Origin of the sequence: Bradyrhizobium sp. LTSP849 (genome assembly GCF_000938255.1) — a bacterium.
Classification (GTDB): domain Bacteria; phylum Pseudomonadota; class Alphaproteobacteria; order Rhizobiales; family Xanthobacteraceae; genus Bradyrhizobium.
In genome coordinates this window covers 215,764-231,825 of the sequence record NZ_JYMR01000018.1, presented here as the reverse complement: position 1 = coordinate 231,825, position 16,062 = coordinate 215,764, and the positions used below count along the sequence as shown (strand labels likewise).

At 63.5% G+C, this 16,062-nt stretch carries 18 protein-coding genes and 1 tRNA gene; 11 read left to right on the top strand and 8 right to left on the bottom strand.

Annotated features, from left to right (window positions below; translation table 11 throughout):
• The first annotated feature begins 120 nt into the window (after positions 1 to 120).
• The 3 genes from UB31_RS14600 to UB31_RS14590 all read left to right on the top strand — a co-directional run bounded on the left by UB31_RS14600 (position 121) and on the right by UB31_RS14590 (position 2,229).
• Positions 121 to 537 carry a DUF3606 domain-containing protein gene (locus UB31_RS14600; protein ID WP_045011312.1) on the top strand — a complete coding sequence of 139 codons (417 nt, stop codon included), beginning with the start codon at positions 121 to 123 and terminating at the stop codon, positions 535 to 537.
• A 127-nt stretch (positions 538 to 664) separates the two neighbouring features.
• Positions 665 to 1,162: a hypothetical protein gene (locus UB31_RS14595; RefSeq protein WP_502691256.1), complete on the top strand. Its 498-nt coding sequence runs from the start codon at positions 665 to 667 to the stop codon at positions 1,160 to 1,162.
• A 137-nt stretch (positions 1,163 to 1,299) separates the two neighbouring features.
• Positions 1,300 to 2,229: an alpha/beta hydrolase gene (locus UB31_RS14590; protein ID WP_045011435.1), complete on the top strand. Its 930-nt coding sequence runs from the start codon at positions 1,300 to 1,302 to the stop codon at positions 2,227 to 2,229.
• Between the two features lie 228 nt (positions 2,230 to 2,457).
• On the opposite strand, the gene UB31_RS41435 is transcribed toward UB31_RS14590, so the two are convergent.
• Positions 2,458 to 2,607 (bottom strand): hypothetical protein, encoded by a 150-nt coding sequence (locus UB31_RS41435; RefSeq protein WP_156163013.1) that lies wholly within the window; start codon positions 2,605 to 2,607, stop codon positions 2,458 to 2,460.
• Between UB31_RS41435 and UB31_RS14585 the strand changes: the two genes are divergently transcribed.
• Positions 2,606 to 3,829, top strand: coding sequence for an ABC transporter substrate-binding protein (locus UB31_RS14585; protein ID WP_045011310.1), 1,224 nt, complete (start codon positions 2,606 to 2,608; stop codon positions 3,827 to 3,829). The genes UB31_RS41435 and UB31_RS14585 overlap by 2 nt on opposite strands.
• 103 nt (positions 3,830 to 3,932) lie before the next feature.
• Positions 3,933 to 5,024: an enolase C-terminal domain-like protein gene (locus tag UB31_RS14580; RefSeq protein ID WP_045003997.1), complete on the top strand. Its 1,092-nt coding sequence runs from the start codon at positions 3,933 to 3,935 to the stop codon at positions 5,022 to 5,024.
• A gap of 75 nt (positions 5,025 to 5,099) precedes the next feature.
• Here the strand turns inward: UB31_RS14580 and UB31_RS14575 are convergent, their stop codons facing one another.
• Together UB31_RS14575 and UB31_RS14570 are read right to left on the bottom strand one after the other, a co-directional pair.
• Complete coding sequence (locus UB31_RS14575) at positions 5,100 to 5,342, bottom strand: hypothetical protein (protein ID WP_045011309.1); 243 nt, start codon at positions 5,340 to 5,342, stop codon at positions 5,100 to 5,102.
• A gap of 13 nt (positions 5,343 to 5,355) precedes the next feature.
• Positions 5,356 to 5,829 (bottom strand): L-2-amino-thiazoline-4-carboxylic acid hydrolase, encoded by a 474-nt coding sequence (locus tag UB31_RS14570; protein WP_045011308.1) that lies wholly within the window; start codon positions 5,827 to 5,829, stop codon positions 5,356 to 5,358.
• A 337-nt stretch (positions 5,830 to 6,166) separates the two neighbouring features.
• Between UB31_RS14570 and UB31_RS14565 the strand changes: the two genes are divergently transcribed.
• Positions 6,167 to 7,450: a heme-binding protein gene (locus UB31_RS14565; RefSeq protein ID WP_045011307.1), complete on the top strand. Its 1,284-nt coding sequence runs from the start codon at positions 6,167 to 6,169 to the stop codon at positions 7,448 to 7,450.
• Here UB31_RS14565 and UB31_RS14560 read toward each other — a convergent pair.
• Positions 7,442 to 7,993, bottom strand: a complete 552-nt coding sequence (locus tag UB31_RS14560) for a TetR/AcrR family transcriptional regulator (protein ID WP_045011306.1) — start codon at positions 7,991 to 7,993, stop codon at positions 7,442 to 7,444. The genes UB31_RS14565 and UB31_RS14560 overlap by 9 nt on opposite strands.
• A gap of 196 nt (positions 7,994 to 8,189) precedes the next feature.
• On the opposite strand from UB31_RS14560, the gene UB31_RS14555 reads away from it, so the two are divergent.
• Positions 8,190 to 8,636, top strand: coding sequence for a DUF4440 domain-containing protein (locus tag UB31_RS14555; RefSeq protein ID WP_245305991.1), 447 nt, complete (start codon positions 8,190 to 8,192; stop codon positions 8,634 to 8,636).
• Positions 8,637 to 8,684: 48 nt separating this feature from the next.
• On the opposite strand, the gene UB31_RS14550 is transcribed toward UB31_RS14555, so the two are convergent.
• Both UB31_RS14550 and UB31_RS14545 read right to left on the bottom strand, forming a co-directional pair.
• Complete coding sequence (locus UB31_RS14550; protein ID WP_045011304.1) at positions 8,685 to 9,752, bottom strand: alkene reductase; 1,068 nt, start codon at positions 9,750 to 9,752, stop codon at positions 8,685 to 8,687.
• Between the two features lie 114 nt (positions 9,753 to 9,866).
• Positions 9,867 to 10,850, bottom strand: coding sequence for a zinc-dependent alcohol dehydrogenase family protein (locus UB31_RS14545; protein WP_045011303.1), 984 nt, complete (start codon positions 10,848 to 10,850; stop codon positions 9,867 to 9,869).
• A gap of 132 nt (positions 10,851 to 10,982) precedes the next feature.
• Between UB31_RS14545 and UB31_RS14540 the strand changes: the two genes are divergently transcribed.
• Positions 10,983 to 11,558: a TetR/AcrR family transcriptional regulator gene (locus UB31_RS14540; protein WP_045011302.1), complete on the top strand. Its 576-nt coding sequence runs from the start codon at positions 10,983 to 10,985 to the stop codon at positions 11,556 to 11,558.
• A gap of 232 nt (positions 11,559 to 11,790) precedes the next feature.
• On the opposite strand, the gene UB31_RS14535 is transcribed toward UB31_RS14540, so the two are convergent.
• A tRNA-Val gene (locus UB31_RS14535) sits at positions 11,791 to 11,865 on the bottom strand.
• A 74-nt stretch (positions 11,866 to 11,939) separates the two neighbouring features.
• Positions 11,940 to 12,299, bottom strand: a complete 360-nt coding sequence (cpdR, locus tag UB31_RS14530) for a cell cycle two-component system response regulator CpdR (protein ID WP_007597092.1) — start codon at positions 12,297 to 12,299, stop codon at positions 11,940 to 11,942.
• A gap of 343 nt (positions 12,300 to 12,642) precedes the next feature.
• Here cpdR and UB31_RS14525 point away from each other — a divergent pair, with 343 nt between their 5' ends.
• From UB31_RS14525 to UB31_RS14515, 3 genes are all read left to right on the top strand, one after another.
• Positions 12,643 to 13,533 carry an N-formylglutamate amidohydrolase gene (locus tag UB31_RS14525; protein WP_045004013.1) on the top strand — a complete coding sequence of 297 codons (891 nt, stop codon included), beginning with the start codon at positions 12,643 to 12,645 and terminating at the stop codon, positions 13,531 to 13,533.
• Between the two features lie 566 nt (positions 13,534 to 14,099).
• Positions 14,100 to 14,882: a histidinol-phosphatase gene (gene hisN, locus UB31_RS14520; protein WP_045011301.1), complete on the top strand. Its 783-nt coding sequence runs from the start codon at positions 14,100 to 14,102 to the stop codon at positions 14,880 to 14,882.
• A 17-nt stretch (positions 14,883 to 14,899) separates the two neighbouring features.
• On the top strand, positions 14,900 to 15,865 hold the full coding sequence (locus UB31_RS14515) for a Bug family tripartite tricarboxylate transporter substrate binding protein (protein WP_045011300.1): 966 nt from the start codon (positions 14,900 to 14,902) through the stop codon (positions 15,863 to 15,865).
• Positions 15,866 to 16,062 lie beyond the last annotated feature (197 nt).

The window sequence follows — 16,062 nt, the reverse complement described above, 5'->3', positions numbered from 1 at the left end:
CCATTTGACACGGCGCGGCAAAACAGCGGCGCCGCGCAAACCGCTGCGCGGCTCGCACCTTGCCTTCCAAATCCGATTGCATGCTAGACTGGATGCACGCATTTGCGGCAGGAGGGAAGCATGGCTGACGACAAGGCAAAGCGGGGCGGCGCCGATCGCGCGCTGATCGCGCTCACCGAGAGATACGAAGTCGCCTACTGGTCGAAGAAATTCAAGGTGACCCCGGCCAAGCTGAAATACGCCGTCAAGAAGGTCGGCCATTCCGCACGGAAGGTAGAGGAATACATCAAGCTCCAGAAACACCGCGCCGCCGACAAGAGCCGGATCGCGCTGAGCGAGGCCTATGAAGTCCGCTACTGGTCGAAGAAATTCAAGATCACGCCGGCCAAGCTGAAGGCCGCCGTCGCCGCCGCCGGCCATTCCGCAAAGAAGGTCGAGGCGTATCTGACCGGCCAGAAGGCGGCGAAGAGGAAGGCGGCCAAGAAGACCGTCAAGAAGAAGACGAAGAAAGCCGCCAAGCGGAAGAAGGCCAGCTGAAGCGTCGAACATCTGTCCTGCCGTCGCGCCACGCCCGGTCGCGCTTCAGGCTGCCAAAGCCGGTGGTTCTGTCGTAGGTTGACACCGCTTGCGACATCGAAGCCCTGATCGGCCAGGAGACATGAAAATGAAGTTCATCGTGACGGCTTGCACCGCCGCTGCGCTCGCTGTCGCCGCCGCCTCCAATGTCGCGGGCGCGTCTGGCGGCACGCCGGCAAAGGTCTCAGGCTCGGTTGCGCTGGCGCTCGCCGGCGTGATCGCGCCGCTGTCGCCGCTCCTGTCGGGCGCGGAGAAGAAGGCGATGGCGATGCTGTTCGCCGCCAACAGCGACATTCCCTACAAGAAGGCAATCGTGGTGACTGCGGACAGGATCGTCTGCCGCACCGGCAATGTCGACATCACGGTACGCAACTGCGAGGTCACCTTCGGCAAGAAGGTGAAGACCGTGGCCGGCTCCACCGCCAACGAGATCTTTGCCATCGAGGCGCTGGCCGGTGTTCCGCCGGATGGTGCGGCGGGATCGAATTTCGAGAGCCTGAGCAAACTGAGCTGCACGATCGACCCCAACGCCATCCGGCAAAAGGACGGCAGCGGGGCGGATTGCACGTTCCAGCCGGGAAATTGAGATGAGCCTGAAGGCCGAACCTAGGGTGCCGTGAAATCGCCGCAAGTTGAACCAACAAGACGAACTAATAAGGCGAATTGAAAAGACAGGCCAAACCCGCGCGTCCATATCAAGCGCACAAGGCCGGCACCCACATGATGAAGAATTATCTCACTTTTTTCCTTGTTCTGACCGTGACAACCGCCTCCGCGCACGGCCCGTTGCCCGTGCGGCTGACAGCGTCGTCCGATCTCGTGCGCGTCGGCCTGACCGACTCCGACACGACGGCCGGCGGCACCGCGCGGCTGTGCGAGCAGGTCACCTTCTCGCGCGGCCTGCGCTATGGCGACAGCGAGGCCAATGTGCTCGATGTCGCCACCAGCTCGACCAAGGCGGATACGCCGCGGCCGGTGCTGCTGTTCGTGGCCGGCGACACCTTCACCGGCGACCGCGCGGCGCCCGACCTGTCCCGCGAAATCCAGGACCAGGCGATGTGCTTTGCCGCGCGCAACGACATGATCGGGGTGCGCGTGAGCTATCGGCTGGCGCCCGCAGCGACCTGGCCGATGGGTGCGACCGATGTCGCCGCCGCGCTGTCCTGGATCCATGGCAATATCGACCTGTTCAACGGCGATGCCCGCGAGATCGTCGCGGTCGGCTATGGCGCCGGCGCCTTCCATGTCGCCACCCTGCTGGCGCATCCCGAGCTCCAGGCCGACCGCGCCGATGTCGCTGCCGTGGTGCTGGTGTCCGGCATCTATCGCGCCGGCAAGGACGCCGGCGACAGCGAGAAGGCCTATCTCGGCCTGGATGCCGCCCAATATGACAAGCGGTCGGTCTTCCCCGGCATTCTCAATTTCGACGAGCCCATCGTGCTGGCCTGGGCCGCGGACGATCCCGCGAGAATCGTGACACAGGGCGAGACCCTGAAGAAGACGCTGTGCGGCGCCGGCCACTGCCCGCGCCTCACACTCCTGCGCAGCCGCGACGGCATCGCCGCCGCGTTCGGCCTCGACGGCTCCGGCGACAGCCTCGCCGAACCGACGCTGCTGCTGGTGCATCAGCTCGAGGCGCGCGGGCTGCCGTAAGGGGCGACACGACAACTATTCGCACCATTTTCCGAGCCACCCCTCTCCCCCGCCCTCCCCCGCAAGGGGGGAGGGAGCGCAGTGTGCCGTGCGGCGAGAGCTGAGTTCAAAAGCTCAGAGCGAAGACTCAACGCGAATTGTTAGCCACTTAGCCAGCCGCACCCCAGGTGCGTTCCCTCCCCCCTTGCGGGGGAGGATTAGGGAGAGGGGTGCCACACGGGGACTTTCTCAATCAGAAGTGCGGCGCGTCAGCACGCCTGCCGCTTCGTCGGGCCGGTTACTCAGCCACAGGATTGCCAAACGCTTGACGTAGATCAACTCGCCCTGGTGCAGATCGAGCCGACCTCTGTGAGGGGCCAACGACAAGGTGTCGAGCATGCGCGTCACCGGCAGACTGCTGTTCGTTTTGATCGCCGCTCTGGCCTCGCTCGGGGCGATGTCGCAACAGCAGCCAGAGCAATCCACCGCCGACAATGAAATCCGCATCGGCAATATCGTGCCCTATTCGGGACCGCTCTCGGAATTCGGCGCGATCGGCAAGGCGGAAGCCGCCTATTTCAACATGGTCAACGATCGCGGTGGCATCAACGGCCGCAAGGTCCGCTTCATCACGCGCGACGACAATTCCGATCCCATGGCCGCGCTGGAGCTCACGCGCAGTCTGGTCGAGAAGGACGACGTGCAGCTGATGTTCGGGTCGTTCGGCACGCCCGGCAATCTCGCCACGCGCTGGTATCTGAACGAGAAGAAGGTCCCGCAGCTTTTCGTCGCCTCCGGCGACGAGGAGCTGAGCCAGGCCAAGGCGTTTCCCTGGACCATGGGCTGGCAGCCGGCGTTCCGGTCGGAGGGGCGCATCTACGCCAACTACATCCAGGCCTATTATCCGCATCGCAAGATCGTGGTGCTCTGGCAGAACGACCAGTTCGGACGCGCGCTCCTTAGGGGTATCGAGGAAGGTCTTGGCGATCTGAACCGTCTTGTCCTCGTCGACATCGCCTTCGACATTGCCGATGAGCATCTCGAAGGCCACGTCTCGATCCTCAAGCGCGCGGGCGCCGACATCTTCGTCTTTCTCGGCGTGCCGTCGACGGCGGCCCAGGTGATCAAGCTGGCGGCGTCGCTCAATTGGCACCCGGTCTTCATCGTGAACGACGCCTCCGCCTCAATCGCCAATGCGATGGCGCCCGCAGGATTGGAGAATTCGGCCGGCGTGATCTCGGCGGCCTTTCTGAAGGATCCGAGCGATCCCGCATGGAAAGACGATCCCGCCATGAAGGACTGGTTCGCCTTCATGGACAAATACCATCAAGTCGAAAGCACGAACAACAGTGCCGCGCTCTATGGCTACGCCGCGGCCGAGGCGCTGACGCAGGTGCTGAAGCAATGCGGCGACGACCTGTCGCGCGAGAACATCATGCGCCAGGCAGCTTCGCTCAGAGACTATCACCCCACCGTTGCGCTACCCAACATCAGGATGAATACCTCGCCAGACAGCTATCTGCCGATCAAGCAGATGCGGCTTGTCCAGTTCGACGGTCGGTCCTGGCAACCCTTCGGCGCGGTGATCGAGACCGCATTCACGGAAGGCGCGGCGCGGTGAGCCACGCAACGCCAGGCTATGGTGGTTGCAGCAGACGCCTTTTCGTTTCATGACGAATGTCTAAGATCGGCGCCGACCTGCATCCGCTCCGCCGGGAGATCCCATGACCGAGACCATCCGCATCAAACGCTTCGTCGCGCGCCCCGTGATCGTGCCGATGAATTTGCCGCTCAAAACCTCCACCGGCACGGTTGCGAAGGCACCGCTGGTGCTGATCGACTGCGAGACCGATCAGGGCGCCGTGGGGCACGCCTATCTGTTCTCGATCACGCCTTCGGCCCTGAAACCGCTGACGGCGATGGTCGCGGAGATGTCAGAGCTGCTTGCGGGCGACGAGCTGCTGCCGTTCGAGATCGAGCGCAAGCTGACCCAGCGCTTCACATTGCTCGGGCTCGCCGGCCTGCAACGGCTGGCGCAATCCGGCATCGACATGGCGGCGTGGGATGCATTGGCGCGCAGCAAAGGCCTGCCGCTGGCCCGCCTGCTCGGCGGCGCACCGAAGCCGGTCAAGGCCTACAATTCGAAGGGGCTCGGCATCATGCCGGCGGGTGCCGCGGTGGACGAAGCGCACAAGCTGCTGGCCGAGGGCTTTCAGGCCGCCAAGATCCGCGTCGGCCGGCCCGATGCGCGGGAGGATCTCGCCGTGGTGCGCGCCGTGCGCAAAGCCGTCGGCGATCAGGTGACGCTGATGTGCGACTACAATCAGGCGCTGACGGTGACCGAAGCCATACGCCGCGGCGAGATGCTCGACGACGAGGGGCTGACCTGGATCGAGGAACCGATCCGCCACGACGATTATGACGGCTGCGCCCGCATTGCGGATGCGCTGGGCACGCCGGTCCAGATCGGCGAGAACTTTGACAGCGCTTTTGCGATGCAATCGGCATTGGCCGCCGAGGCCTGCGACTTCGTGATGCCGGACGTGCAGCGCATCGGCGGCGTCACCGGCTGGATGCGCGCGGCGTCACTGGCGCATGCCGCCGGCATCGAGATGTCGACGCATCTGTTCTCGGAGGTGAGCGCGCATCTGCTCTGCGTGACGCCGACCGCGCATTGGCTGGAATATGTCGACTGGGCCGACGCGGTGCTGGCGAGCCGCCTCACCATCAAGGACGGTTTTGCGCTGCCGGGCGAGGAGCCCGGCAACGGTATTGAATGGGATGAGGCGGCGGTGAAGACATATCTGGTCGGGTGATCCAAGATGGCCTCAGCCCCGTCATCCCCGCGCAACAGCTAAGCGGTTGCGCGGGGGTGACGGTGATTGAGATGCCTACCACACCTCCGCGCCGGGGATTTTCTTGCGCACCGCCAGACGCTGGATCCAGATACAGCGACGCACGGATCTGTTGGAGCGGCCGACGGAGGATATCCCCTCGCCGGCCTGGAGCAACGGCGCGATGTTCTCGCGCAGCGTACGGCAGCGCTGCAGCTCGGCCTGCCAGTCGATGATCGCAGCGTCTGCGCGCGACGCGATCAGCAACAACGCCATCACGGCAAGACAGCTCGCTCGCATGTCCGTATTCCCTTCACTGTGATTCCCCTTTATTGCGCCGGTAGCGGAAGTCGCAATGATTGGCGCCTTGCATGATGGTCTGCGTGCGCGTGAGCTTGATGTCGGGGCCGAACCCTTCCGCAGTTGCAAAATCGGCGGTGCAGACCAGGAGAAAGCCGAGCTCCGGCTCGCCCAGCGCCTGGTAGAATTCGGCGTAGGCGCATCGCTTCACGTCGAACGCGAAGGCATCCTCAGTCTGCTCGATCACGTCGTAAGCGAGCGCGTCGTCGCGGGCGTAGGTCTTGAAGGCGGAGGCGACAGCCTGGCCGAGACTGGCCTCCTTCTTCGCTTTCCAGAACTCCTCGCCGAAGCGGCGATAGAGATCGCCGAGCGTGTTGCGCACCAGCGCATTCGCGCGGGCCTCGCCGAGCTCGGCCTGGAGCGCTTTGACCAGCGGCACCAGGACCTGCGCCTGGATCCTGGCCTGTTCGATGACGGATATGCTCATGGGCGGCCTTCTCGTCCCCGGATGCTGCGCTTTCAGTGTGCCCTGTGAAATGGAACACATTTGGAGCATCGCTAAGGTTGTATCATATTCAAGATGTAACCAGGAGAACGGGGCAGACGACCCCGCACCAATTTTTCGATCATTCATTGTCGAACACAGAGTTGGATTAGGCAATGCGTCCTCTCGCTCGGGGTGAGGCGGACGACGACCTGAGAGATCGCGATTAGCTTCGAAAAATTCCGTCCGACGTCTCGCTGACCCCAGCGACGCGAACGCCGCCTCGCGCGTGCGCGCCGGCATCGACAGTCGAGCCTGCAGCCATCGAAAGGACCGCCCCATGGACGAACCCAAGCCGCTCACCAGCGCATTCTCCAAGACTGCGAATTTCTCGATCCACCAGGTCGACACCGTGTTCAGGGCTGCCGCGCAGGCCGCCGCTCCCGCCGCGGTGCCTTTCACCCTGCCGCCCACGCTCGGGCCGTTGTCCGCCTTCGCGGGCACGTTCACGGGACAGGGATTCAACACGATCTTCCGGCCCGACAGCACGACGACGCCGACACAGATGCCGGGTCCGATCAACACCACCGACCCCGCCGACAACGTGCTGGAGCTGAACCTCACCGACGAGACACTATCGTTCTCGAACAATCTCGGCTCGATCCCCAATCGCGGCTCCGGGCCGCAAGCCGACGCCTTCCTGAACGGCGTGCCGTATCTCCAGACCATCAACGACGTGACGACGGGAACGCCGGTCGGCATTCATTTCGAGCCCGGCATCTGGCTCGCGGTGCCCGCCAGCACCAACCCGCACGAGCCGTTCACCGTCGCGCGCATGGCCTCGATCCCGCACGGCACGACGATCACCGCGCAAGGCACCGCGCTGCCGCCCGTCGCCGGCAAGCCGACGATCGCGGCGGTCGACATCACGCCATTCTTCGGCGGCAACCCGAACAACAAGTTCACGTTCCAGAATCAAACCGCCGCCAACAAGACCACGCGCAGGCTGCCCCAGGATCTCACGGCGCTGATCGCCTCCGGCAAGCTCACCCAGGCCATGATCACCGACCCGAACACCGTGCTGCGCAACCAGATCGCGCATCAGACCATCAGCCATACCATCATCATCGAGACCTCGACCAAGCCCGGCTCGCCGCTGTCCGGCGGCCCGTTGCCGGCCGTGCCTTCACCGGGACCGCATCCACAGGCGCCGAACTTCGCCGGTGGCACCTCGAACATCGCGTTCCTCCAGGGCGTGCCCGCTCCGCCGCCGGGCGGCAACGGCGCCAACGCCAACGCCTTCCAGATGGATGCCGTGTTCTGGATCGAGACGGTGATCTACGACATCGACGTGCCGCGCATCCCGTCCGGGGAGCCGCCGATCATTCTCCAGCCATTGCAGAAGGGCACGGTGCCGCTGGTTCCGAGCTTCGTCGCCACGCTTCCGTTCGTGCCCAACAAGGGGTTTGCCGGCGGCCGCGTCCGGGTGGCGACGACGCAGATCCAGTATTCGCAGAAGGTGATGCTGGATTTCAACGGCCTGACCTGGCCGCACGTCTCGGTCGCCTCGCTCGTGCCGGCCGCGCCCGTGCAGATCCCGGAGCATCTGCTGCCGCTAACGTAGCGGCAGGGACGCGCGCGTTTCCGACAGAATCTCTCGCGACAATTCCTCGTCGTCGACGATGCGGGCGAGCACCATCGCGCCGACCATCGACGCCCATGCGGCGATCGCTGCGCGTCGTTTGGTGTGAGGCGTGTCGCCATCGGCGTCCACCGTCAGGTGATCGATCCTGTAGCGAATGGCCTGCGTCATCCGGTGTCGAAGATCGGCTGAGCCCCGCGCCGCCTCGGTTCCGAGACTCGAGAACAGGCAGGCTGTGGCGCGGTTGTTGCGATGCCGGACGCTGAGATAGCCGTCGGCGAAATCCGCCGCCGATCGGCGCGGGTCCGGACTGTTGGCGGCCGACGGCAACACGTGCCCGACCGCTTCCGCGATCAGGGCTTCCTTCGACGGGAAGTGCCCATAAAAGGCGCCGTGGGTCAGACCGGCTTCCTTCATCACGTCGGCGACCGTGACGTCGTCGAAGCCGTGTTGCCGGAACAGGCGCGCGGCCGCGACCATGATCCGCGTGCGATGCTCCGCCACCTGTTCTTTGCTCACTTTCATTTGTGCACCTCGTGATGAGCCGTCATTTTACATGATATCTATCATGAATATAATGATGATGATCATAATGATTAAGTGGCGCACCGGGCAGACCTGGTGCCGAAACAACGAGGTGAGCATGATCTATTCGATGACGTCGGCAGCCCTGGTCAAACCACGGCCATTGGCACGGCTCCGCAGTCTTTCGGCCATTGCAATGCTGTTCGTCCTGGTCGCGACGATCGGCGCGGGCGGACCGGCGCAGGCCGCCGCAAATGACGCTGAGGCCAAAACCATCTTTGAAAAATTCATCGCCGCGCAGAATGCCCACGACGCCGATGCGGTGAAGGCCATGCTGCTGGATTCACCCAGCACGCTGCTGTTCGCGAGAAACGTCGATACGCGAGGCCGTGATGCGGTCGCTGCCCGGTTCAAGGAATATTACGAAGGTATTTGGCACCTCGAACCCGACATGTCGAAATTCCGGGTCGCCGTGATCTCGAACGATGTCATGCAGGTTCTCGTGCCGATCGTTTTCACGCGCGGCCTTCCGGGCAAGCCGCCGCAGCAAAATACGTTCCTGATCAGCCAGACCTACGTTCAGGACGCCAACGGCTGGCACGTCGCGTCCATCATGCCGGTCGCGAACACGGAGCTGAAATAGCAGCGGTGCAGACGGCCCGCATCTCGCCAGAAGATGCGGGTCGGCGCCTTAGCCGACGCCCTGCAATTGCAGGGCGGGATAATCGGTGTAGCCCTCGGGCCCGGGCGCATAGAATGTCGCCGGTTGCGGGGCATTGAGCGGGGCACCGCTGCGCAACCGATCGGGAAGATCGGGATTGGCGATAAAGGCCTTGCCGAACGCGACGGCATCGGCCCATCCGGCATCAAGGGCGTCCTGCGCCGTCGTTGCGGTAAAACCTTCATTGGCGATGTAGATGCCGCCGAACTCCGCCTTGAGCTGGGGACCGAGGCTGTCGGCCGCGACATGCTCGCGGACGCAGAGAAATGCGATCCTGCGCCGCCCGAGCTCGCGCGCGACGTAGCCGAAGGTGCTCGCCCGGTCGGAATCGCCCATCGAGTGCACGTCCGCCCTTGGCGCCAGATGCATGGCGACGCGAGATGGTCCCCAGACATCAATCGCCGCATCGACGGATTCGAGCATGAGACGCGCCCTGTTCTCGATGGCGCCGCCATGCTGATCCGTGCGCTGGTTCGATCCATCCTGGAGAAACTGATCAAGCAGGTAACCATTGGCACCGTGGAGTTCGACGCCGTCGAACCCGGCCGCTTCGGCAAACTGCGCGGCCCGGCGGAAATCTCCGACCACGGCCGCGACGTCCGCCGTTGGCAGTGGCCTCGGCACGACAAAGGGACGCTCGGGACGCAGCAGGCTGACATTGCCCTTGGCCGCCAGCGGGCTCGGCGCGACCGGCGCCTGTCCATTGTGAAACTCCGGATCGGAAATCCTGCCCACGTGCCAGATCTGCATGAAGATCCGCCCCCCGGCAGCCTTCACGGCCCTGGTCACGCTTCGCCAACCGTTCACGTGCTCGTCCGCCCAGATTCCGGCGACGCCACGATAGCCGACGCCCTGCTGCGAAACCGGGACGCCCTCGGAGATGATCAGCCCAGCGGACGCGCGCTGCGCGTAATAGTCGGCCATGATCGCGGTCGGTACCTTGTTTTCATCGGCGCGCAGCCGCGTCAGTGGCGCCATGATCACGCGGTTCGGAAGCGTCAGGTCACCAATGGAAAGCGGGTCGAAGAGAGACGGCATGAACTAGTTCTCCGGTGATGGGATCGCGATGATGATGTTGTTCCAGATTTCTATACTATGCGGTATAGAAATTGATTTCGAAACGCAGGGCGTATGGGAATTTTCGATCTCCGATCAGGCCCGGTTCGGCATAAAGATCACCTTGCCTTTGAAGCTTGCTGCCTGGGCGATCGCCTCGGAGAATTGCTCCAGACCATAGGCCGCAACGACCGGAGCCGTGAGCGCGCCCGACGTCACCAACGCGGTCAAATGATCGTACATTTCACCCATGGTCTCGTCCTTGGCGGTCTTGTGCCAATGCACGAGCCAGAAGCCGCGCACGGACACTTCGGCAAAAATCGCGCTGAGGCTCGATCCGGCGAAGGGCTGTCCGCTCATTGCGCTGTAGAGAACAACCACACCCTTCGGAGCAACGCAGTTCATCAGGTTCAGGGTCGAATTGCCGCCGACCATATCGAGCGCCAGATGGATCGGCGCTCCACCCGTCTCCTTGGCCACGCGCTTTTGCAGGTCGGGACCATCGACGAGCACCACATCCGCTCCGAGCGCGTGCAGTTCCGGCACGACGTCCTCGCGACGAACGACATTGACCAGCTTGATTCCCAGTGATTTCGCAACGGCGATGACCGCGCGCCCCGTTGCCGAATTGGCGCCATTCTGGATCACCCAGCCGCCGCTCGGGATCTTCACGATATCGGTCAACAACAGATACGCCGTCGCCGGATTGACCCCAACCATCGCGAGTTGCTGGATATCCGCTTGCGGCGACAAGGGGCGCTGCCACGTCGCGGTGAACTTCACCCGCTCGGTCCAGGTCGGATTCAGGATCGGTATCAGGGTTCGATCGCCTTCCTTCAGGGTCTTCACGTTGGCACCGGTCGCGACCACGCGGCCGACACCCTCGATCCCGAGCGTGCCCGGCAGCGGCGGCAGAAATCCGTATCGTCCCGCCATGATCATGAGGTCGGTGGCATTGATCGGGGCGGCCTCGACAGCGACCACGACTTCATCCGGGCCCGGCGCGCTGACGTCGGGCACGTCGTTCAGCTTCACTGCATCAGCAGGCTTTCCAAACGCCACGACTTGAACCGCCTTCATCCGCCGTCTCCCTTGTTTCATTCTGTACTGGATAGTATTAAATGAAACGACCGTCAACAAAGACGGCATATTGGTCCGGTCACGTCTCCTTGAGGGCTTAACATCCGCGGCGAGAGTGCATAAACAGGTCGCATGGCAAGACCACGCAGTTTCGATCCCGACGACGTGCTCGAAGTCGCGCGCGAAGTGTTTTGGCGCAAGGGCTACCAGGCCGCATCGCTCGACGAGATCACGGCGGCGAGCGGCATCGCCAAGCCGAGCCTCTATGCGGCGTTCGGCGACAAGAGCACGCTGTTCCTGCGCGTGCTCGATCGCTATCACGACGGCATCCTCGGCTGGGCGGAGCGCGTGCTGGCCCAGCCCGGTCCGGCCCGCGAGGTCATCCGGCAATGGCTCACGGGCTTCGTGCCGTATTGCTCGGGCGCGAAAGGATTGCGGGGCTGCCTGTCGATCAACTCCGCGACCGACGGCTCACTCGACCAGACCAAGGTCCGCAACAACATCGAGCGCTATAACAGGCGCCTCGAGGAGCTGCTGCGCGCGCGTCTGCGTGCCGACCGGGCTCAGTTCAAGAAGGGCTTTGATCCCGATCTCACCGCGCACACGATCATGGTGGTGCACACGGGATTGATGACGCTCGCGCACCAGGGTTCCGATGCGAAGCAGGTTCAAGCCGTCATCGACCAGGTGATGACCCTGCTCGCCTAGCGATGGGCTGGTGGCACACGCTTCGTGTTGACCGATTGCTGGGGATGGCCTGCCTGGCCGAAGTTCGCGGCGGCAACCCGCCTGCGCCCTTTGGGCTTCGGCGTGGCATCCTTCTCTCGGCTATCGCGAGCGAAGGTCGTGGCTTGCCTAGCCGTAGCTCGCGGCGAAAAGCCCGCCTGCGCCCTTTGGGCTTCGGCGCGGCATCCTTCTCTCGGCTATCGCGAGCGAAGGATGGTGGGCGCGACAGGGATCGAACCTGTGACCCCTACCATGTCAAGGTAGTGCTCTCCCGCTGAGCTACGCGCCCTAGATGTCGTCTAGATCGGGTCGGGTCCCTATAACGGCTCAAGGGAGCCGGTGCAAGGACGGAAGGGGGCCGATTCAGGCCGCCAGCATCTTGTTCACTTCGCTGACCAATTCGCGCAAATGCACGGGTTTGGACAGCACCTTGGCGTTCTTGGGGGCGTCCGAATCCGAGTTCAGGGCGACCGCGGCGAAGCCGGTGATGAACATGATCTTGATGTCGGGATCGAGTTCCGAGGCCCGGCGGGCGAGCTCGATGCCGTCCATCTCCGGCATCACGATGTCGGTGAGCAGCATCTCGAACGGCTCTTCCCGGAGCCGCTGATAGGCGGCCATGCCGTTGTCGTGGGACGAGACCTGAAAACCGGCGTTTTCCAGTGCCTTGACCAGGAAACGGCGCATGTCGTTGTCGTCTTCGGCGAGCAGGATTTTTGGCATGACAGGAACGTTGAATCCCCAAGACAATTACAAGGCGGCATCAGCAGCAGAGGTCACTAAGCCCGACAGAGGGTAAATTTCGGGTGAAAATCTTTACCCTGGCTCGACCGGCGCGACCCTTGTGAACCCGAATGCAGCACGAATCAATCGACCAGCGCCGGCCCGTCCCCGCCTCGATGCCCACACGGTTAAGACATGTTCCAGCGCCGATCACGCTTTTTCGCTTGGCAGAATGGTTGCGATTCCGGACAATGACGACACATAAGAGCCGCTCGACCGGCCGAATCACCTCGATCCGGGACCTTGCCGGATCGTGCGGCACGAAGGGACGAAGCCTGAGAAGATGACCCGGTTTGACGGCGACAAGTCGCCAGCGTTCGAGATCGTGGAGCCCGCCGAATGGCGCGCGCCGATCATCTTCAACTCGCCCCATTCCGGCTCGACCTATCCGGACGAATTCCTGAGCGCGTCGCGGATCGACGTGCCGACGCTGCGGCGCTCCGAAGATTCCTTCATGGACGAGCTGATCGGCCATCTCAGCGAGCGCGGCTTTCCGACCGTGCGGGTCAACTTTCCCCGCTCCTATGTCGACGTCAATCGCGAACCCTATGAGCTCGACCCCCGGATGTTCACCGGCCGCCTGCCGAGCTTTGCCAACACCCGCTCGATGCGGGTCGCCGGCGGCCTCGGCACCATTCCGCGCGTGGTCGGCGACGGCCAGGAGATCTATCGCGAGCGCATCCTGGTCGACGACGCGTTGGCGCGGATCGAGACGCTGTACAAGCCCTATCATCGCGCGCTGCGCCGGCTGATCAACAAGGTGCACCAGATGTTCGGCACCGTGGTGCTGGTCGACTGCCACTCGATGCCGTCGGTCGGCGTGTCCCGCGACGAGCCGCGCCGGCCCGAACTCGTGATCGGCGACCGCTACGGCACGAGTTGCACACCGCTCTTGCCCGACCGGATCGAGGAGACCATGACCGGGCTCGGCTATTCGATCGGCCGCAACAAGCCCTATGCCGGCGGCTTCATCACCGAGCATTACGGCAATCCGGCGAGCGGCCTGCACGCGGTGCAGCTCGAGCTCAACCGCGCGATCTACATGGACGAGCGGCGGCGCGAGCGCGGCCCGCGCTTCGGCCAGATCGCTTCCGACTTCGCGGTGCTCGCTGACGTGCTGGCCACAACGATCCCGTTCAGCGATCTCGGCCCGTTCCAGGCCGCCGCGGAATAAGCGCGCCGTCAGCGTGATCGCATCAGGGATCAACGAAACGATTAAGACACAGCTGCGAGCGCAAGCGTATCGAGCGCCGAATCTTCGCTTCGCGTTTTCACGCGCTTGAAGTGAAGACGGAGGCTGAAAGAAAAGCTCGAAGAAAAAAGGGCCGCTTCTGATGAAGAAGCGGCCCAAGTCTAGGGAGGAAACGCCCAAGGAGGGCAGCGGTAACGCAGAGCGCTACCGCACCGCAACAATATGCGGCCGCGACGCACAAAGTGCAAGGGCTTTTGAGCGGTTTCCCATGCAAAAACACATAGCTCAATTGCTTACAAAGAAACCCGGATTCAGTTTCTTTGATAAGGAAATTCAATGGGTTGATAGTCGTTTGCATACGAACGAGGCATGTTCGGAACTAAGTATTCAACTCAATGATCGATATTTGGCCAGCATATGGCTCAGATGAGGCAACCGGCATCCGCATTCAAAATACCGGGGTGCAAGCCAACACAGCGCTGCCCGTCTCAGACGATTTGAGCTAGGCAGAAGCGAGCTTCACCCGACTTTCGTTTTGAGGATGCACCGTGACGGTGATCGACTTCTCAGCCTTCATCGGACGGCTCGCCACTGCCTCCGGCGAAACCATTCTGCCGTTCTTCCGCACCTCGCTGTCGATCGACGACAAGAGCAAGACCAAGGATTTCGATCCGGTCACGGAAGCCGACCGCGCCGCAGAGGCGGTGATGCGACGGCTGATCAAGGCCAACTTCCCCCAGCACGGCATCGTCGGCGAGGAATTCGGCAATGAGCGTGAGGGCTCGGACTATGTCTGGGTGCTCGACCCCATCGACGGCACAAAATCCTTCATCGGCGGCTTTCCGATCTGGGGCACGCTGATCGCGCTGTTGCACAAGGGCGCGCCGGTGTACGGCATGATGCACCAGCCCTTCATCGGCGAGCGCTTCTCCGGCGACAACGGCTCGGCCACTTATAAAGGCCCGTCCGGCGAGCGCCGGCTCCAGGTTCGCCGCTGCGCCTCGCTGGCGGAGGCAACGACCTACACCACCAGCCCGCTGCTGATGAACGAGCGCGACCGCGCCATTTTCGGCCGTATCGAGAAGGGCGCGCGGCTGTCGCGCTATGGCGGTGACTGCTACTCCTATTGCATGCTGGCGGCCGGCCACGTCGATCTCGTGGTCGAAACCGAGCTGAAGCCTTACGACATCGCAGCGCTGATCCCGATCGTGACCGGCGCCGGCGGCGTCGTCACCACCTGGGAAGGCAAGCCGGCCCAGGGCGGCGGCCGCATCATCGCCGCCGGCGACGCCAGGGTTCACGAAGAAGCACTGAAACTGCTCAACGGCTAGGCGGCCTGGGAGTTTGCATGAAAAACCGGCGTAAGCTCCTCCTCGCAATCCTGCTGCTGTTTCCCACCCTCGCCTCCGCCCAGAATTTTCCGGCCAAGCCGATCAAGCTGATCGTGCCGTTCCCGGCCGGAGGGCCCAACGACATCATCGCGCGCGTGATCGGCCAGCGCATGTCGGAACTGTCGGGCCAGCCGGTGCTGATCGACAATCGCGGCGGCCAGGGCGGCGTGCTCGGCACCGATGCGGTCGCCAAGAGCGCGCCCGACGGCTACACCATCGCGATCTCCTCTGCCGGCGCGCTCGCGATCAGCCCGAGCATGGAGAAGGTCGCCTACGATACGCTCGCCGACCTGACACCGGTGACGCTGGTCGCGACCGTGCCGGAAATGCTGGTGGTGGCGACCAATTTGCCGGCCAAGGACATCGGCGAATTGATTGCGCTGGCCAAGGCGCAGCCCGGCAAGCTGAACTTCGCCTCCTCCGGCCCCGGCAGCCTGCCGCATCTCGCCGGCGAATTGTTCAAGCTGACGGCCAAGATCGACATCGTGCATGTGCCCTATCGCGGCGCCGCGCCCGCGGTGAACGATCTGCTGGGCCAGCAGGTGCAGATGACGTTCCTCGATCTCCCCGTGCTGTTGCCACAGGTCAAGGCAGGCAGCCTGCGGCCGATCGCAGTCGGCTCACCCGAGCGCGCCCCGACTGCGCCGGATGTGCCGACCATGACGGAGGCGGGCTTTCCGGATCTCCGCATCGAGAACTGGTACGGCATGGTGGCGCCGAAGGGCACGCCGAAGGAGATCGTCGCGGCGCTGCATGATCTGGCGACGAAGGCGATGGCGTATCCGGCGGTCAAGGAAAAGCTCGCCGCGCAAGGCGCAACGCTGATCGGCGATGAGCCGGAGCATTTTCGCAGCTTCATCGCGGATGAGACCGCGAAATGGGCGAAGGTGATCAAGGACGCCGGCGTCGAGACGGCGAAGTAATCAACCGTTTGAGCTCAGCGCCGCCACGAGGCAGGTGCGTTCCCTCCCCCCTTGCGGGGGAGGGCTAGGGAGAGGGGTCCACACGGGGACTCCATCGATCTCTCTTCTTCGCAACAGACACACCTTTTGCTGGGTACCCCTCTCCCCCACCCTCCCCCGCAAGGGCCCGCAAGGGGGGAGGGAGCGCAGCTGTGCTC